5 protein-coding genes are annotated in these 4082 nt (G+C 68.9%); all 5 read left to right on the top strand.

Features of this window, described 5'->3' with window-relative positions; all coding sequences use genetic code 11:
• The coding region (locus tag ABNT58_RS14255) for a flagellar basal body P-ring protein FlgI (protein WP_348754125.1) at positions 1 to 525 on the top strand (525 nt) is incomplete at its 5' end.
• Positions 525 to 866 (top strand): rod-binding protein, encoded by a 342-nt coding sequence (locus tag ABNT58_RS14260; RefSeq protein WP_348754126.1) that lies wholly within the window; start codon positions 525 to 527, stop codon positions 864 to 866. The genes ABNT58_RS14255 and ABNT58_RS14260, both read left to right, overlap by 1 nt.
• A gap of 99 nt (positions 867 to 965) precedes the next feature.
• The gene (gene flgK, locus ABNT58_RS14265; RefSeq protein ID WP_348754127.1) at positions 966 to 2342 is read left to right on the top strand and encodes a flagellar hook-associated protein FlgK; all 1377 of its coding nucleotides are present in this window, start codon (positions 966 to 968) and stop codon (positions 2340 to 2342) included.
• A gap of 16 nt (positions 2343 to 2358) precedes the next feature.
• Positions 2359 to 3267, top strand: coding sequence for a flagellar hook-associated protein FlgL (flgL, locus tag ABNT58_RS14270; RefSeq protein WP_348754128.1), 909 nt, complete (start codon positions 2359 to 2361; stop codon positions 3265 to 3267).
• Between the two features lie 7 nt (positions 3268 to 3274).
• On the top strand, positions 3275 to 4082 hold an 808-nt coding region (locus tag ABNT58_RS14275; protein WP_348754129.1), incomplete at its 3' end, for a hypothetical protein.

Here is a 4082-nt window from a genome sequence, read left to right on the forward strand (position 1 = left end):
AAGCGCCCGCACTTCCAGACCGCGACCAACATCGTCGAATCGATCAACAAGGCCTACGGCCCGGTGGCCAGCACCCGCGACGCCACCAGCGTGGACGTGGTGGCGCCCGCCAACCCGACCCAGCGCGTGGCCTTCGTCGCAGCGCTGGAAGCGCTGCCCATCGACGTCGGCCGCGAGGTACCCAAGGTCATCTTCAATTCGCGCACCGGCACGGTGGTGATCGCCGATGGCGTCACCGTCAAGCCGGCCGCGGTGTCGCACGGCTCACTGAAGGTGGTGATCTCGGAGACGCCGCAGGTCAGCCAGCCCAATGCCTTCGGTCGCGGCAACACGGCGGTCACGCCGCAGTCGCGCGTCAACGTGGACCAGGGCTCGGGCACGATGTTCAAGTGGCCGGCCGGTGCCAACCTGCAGACCATCATCGACGCCATCAACAGCATCGGCGCCACGCCGGACGACATCATGTCCATCCTGCAGGCGCTGGACCAGGCCGGCGCGATCGACGGCGAACTGGTGGTGATCTGATGAACGGCACCGAACCCCTGCGCGGCCGCGCCAGCGGCCCTGCCGCCACCGACGACGAAGCCCTGCGCATTAAGGCCGGCCAGGCCGCCGAGAAGTTCGAGGCGCAGATGATCAAGCAGATGCTGCACCAGATGCGCAGCAGCATGCGCGAGCTGGCCGACGAGGACAGCCCGTTCAAGAACAAGACCAACGACGACATGCTGGACCTGGCCGATGGCCTGATGGCCGACCAGATGGCCAGCCAGCGCGCCTTCGGCGTGGCCGATGCGCTGCTGCGCCAGCTGTTGCCGGCACCGACGCCCACGCCCACGCCCGCGGCGACCCCGCCCGCCAAGCGCTGAGCGGCTTCGGGTTCGCCCCGGCTTAAGTCCGGCGGCCGGCCGGTCGCCTTCCCCTTGTGAGCGGGCCCGGCTTGGGCCCGCCAACCCGGATCGACGTCCATGAGCCTCATTCAGACCGCCCTGTCCGGAACACGCGCCGCCCAGATCGGGTTGGACGTGACCAGCCAGAACATCGCCAACGTGATGACCGACGGCTACACCCGCCAGGGTGTGCAGCTGGCCACGGTGCAGCCGGCCCGCTCGGGCGCCACCGCCGTGGGCGCCGGCGTCAACGTGCCGGCGCTGATCCGCTTCAGCGACAGCTACAAAAGCCTGCAGATGTGGACGGCCGCCTCCGAACTGGCGCAGCGCGACGTGTCGCAGGCCTACCTGACCCAGCTGGAACAGGTGATGGGCGATGGCGAGTCGGGCATCAGCGGCGGCCTGGACCAGTTCTTCTCGGCGCTGAACGCGGCCAGCGTGGAGCCCGGCTCCTCGCCGCTGCGCCAGCAGGTGATCACCGCGGCCGATGCGCTGGCCCAGCGCTTCAACAGCTTGCAGACGGTGCTGTCGAACCAGCGCACCGCCATCGCGCAGCAGCGCAACACGGTGGTCCAGCAGGTCAACACGCTGTCGGCCGACGTGGCGCGGCTGAACGACAAGATCGCCGCGGCCACCGGCCTGGGCGTCAATGCTTCCGGCCTGATCGACGAGCGCGACAAGAAGATCGACGACGTGGCCAAGCTGGTGCAGGTGCAGGTGGTGAACCAGCCCGACGGCACACGCAGCGTGTCGCTGCGCGGCGGCCAGCCGCTGGTGGTGGGCTCGACCCCGTCGACCATGCGCGCCCAGGTCAACCCCGACGGCAGCCAGACGCTCAAGCTCGACTTCGCCAACCAGACATTCTCGCTGGCCGGCACGCCGCTGGGCGGCCAGCTGGGCGGGCTGGACGACCTGCAGGCGCGCATCCTCACGCCGCTGGCGCGCTCGATCACCGAAACCGCCGACCAGCTCTCGAGCAACGTGAATGCAAAGCTGACGGCGGGCTATGGCTCCGACGGCTCGGCCGGGCAGCCGCTGTTCGTGTTCGATGCCACCAGCTCCACCAGCCTGCTGAAGATCAATCCGGCGGTTCTGCCGCAAAAGTTGGGCTTTTCAAGCGATCCGCTGCAACCGGGCGGCAGCGACAATCTGCTGGCCGTGATCGCGCTTCAACAGCAACCCGTCACCCTCACCTCGCTTGGCAACGTGCTGCTGGGCGACGTCTATTCGCAGCTGGTGGGCAAGCTGGCCACCGACAGCCAGCAGAACCAGGCCGCGCTGAGCACCGCCCAGACGGTGCGCAACCAGGCCGAGGCCAGCTGGAAGTCCACCAGCGGCGTCAACAAGGACGAAGAGGCCGTGAACCTGCTGCAGTACCAGCAGATGTACCAGGCCAACATGAAGGTGATCCAGGTGGCCAACGAGCTGTTCGACAGCACGTTGGGCATGATCTGATCACGGGAGCGGACCGATGCGCATTGCCAGCACCCAGTACCACAACACCATGAACGCCGCGCTGCAGAACGCCTCGGCGCGCGCGCAGGAAATGCTCGAACGCATCGCCAGCGGCAACAAGCTGACGGTGCCGTCGGACGACCCGGTGACGGCCGTGCGCCTGTCCCGGCTCACCCGCGAAGAAGCGGCCCTGGACCAGTACCGCGAGAACATCAGCGCACTGGGCACCCGGCTGCAGCAGAACGAAGCCCTGCTCGATGGCATGAGCACCGACCTGCTGCAGGTGCGCGACCTGCTGGTGTGGGGGTCCGACGGCGGCAACACGCCCGAGGACGTGGCGGCGATGGCGGGTTCGCTCAAGTCGCTGCGCGACAGCCTCTTTTTCACCGCCAACAGCCGCGACCAGGAAGGCCGCTACATGTTCTCGGGCACGGCCACCAACACGCCCACCCTCAGCCTCGACGACACCCAGCCGGCGGGCTCGCGTTACGGCTGGACCGGCAATGCCGGCGTGCAGAACGTGGTGGTGGGCAACGGCATCACCCAGCCGGCCAACGTGCACCTGGACCAGATGGCCGCGCTGCTGAACCAGCTCGACCGCACGATCAGCAGCTTCGAGTCGGGCGTCAGCGTCAACACACCCGCGGTGCGGGCCGAACTCACCACCACGATGACGGCGGTGGACGGCGGCATCGACCGCATCAGCACCTTGATCGCCGGCATCGGCGGTGCGCAGAACACGCTGCAGACGCTGGGCGACAACCATGCCAACGTCAGCCTGTCGAACAAGCAGGCCGGCCTGACGCTGGGCGGCCTGGACTACAGCGAAGCGGCCGTCAAGCTGCAGGGCTACAGCACCGCGCTGGAAGCCACCCAGAAGGCCTACGCCAAGGTGAGCGGGCTGTCGCTCTTCGACGTCATCTGACCACGCCATGCAAGCCGTATCGTCCACCGTCAACACGCAAGGCAGCCGGCCGACCACGGCGGCGCAGGCGCGTTCGGCGGGCGAAGCGGCTGCGGCCGAAGGCAGCGGCAACGAAGCCCGGCCGCTGCGCGTCGCGCGCCAGAACTGGAACCCCGACCGCAACCAGCAGACGGCAGACGCCCAGCGCACGCTCGACTACCTGGAGCGCATGAGTTCTCAGCTGCAGCAGCTGAAGAACACCCTCAGCGCCCAGCTGGCCAGCCAGCGCGCGGCCACCAGCAGCAACCACGGCCTGCAGCAGACGGCGACCAGCAGCAGCGCCACCGCCGCCGGGCGGCAGCTGCAATCGCTGGACGACCTGTGGCGCCAGCGCGAGCTGATGACCGGCGGCGCGCTGGACAGCCAGCTGCGCTTCAGTGCCGAAACGCCGGCGCGCCGGCGCTTTTCCATCCGCGGGCTGGACAGCGCGGCGCTGAGCACCGGGGACCGCGAGACGCTGAGCTTTTCGCTCGGCCAGGGCCGCAGCGCGCCGGTGACGGTGACGCTGGAAGCCGGCGCCACGCTGCAGGACAACGTCAAGAAGCTCGACCGTGCGCTGGCGCCGCTGGGCATCGGCGTCAGCCTCAATGGCGCCGGTGAAACGGTGTTCAGCACCACCGAAACCGCCTGGACCCAGGTGCGTGATGCGCTGGCCATCAAGGGCGGCGGCATCCGCCTGCCGTCGGGGCAGCCGCTGCGCGCCAAGACCGAAGCGCAGGAAGACGCGATCACGCCCGCGGGCTGGAGCACCGGCGACGCCGCCAGCCTGCGCAGCA

The organism is uncultured Aquincola sp. (assembly GCF_964001545.1).
GTDB lineage: Bacteria > Pseudomonadota > Gammaproteobacteria > Burkholderiales > Burkholderiaceae_C > Aquincola.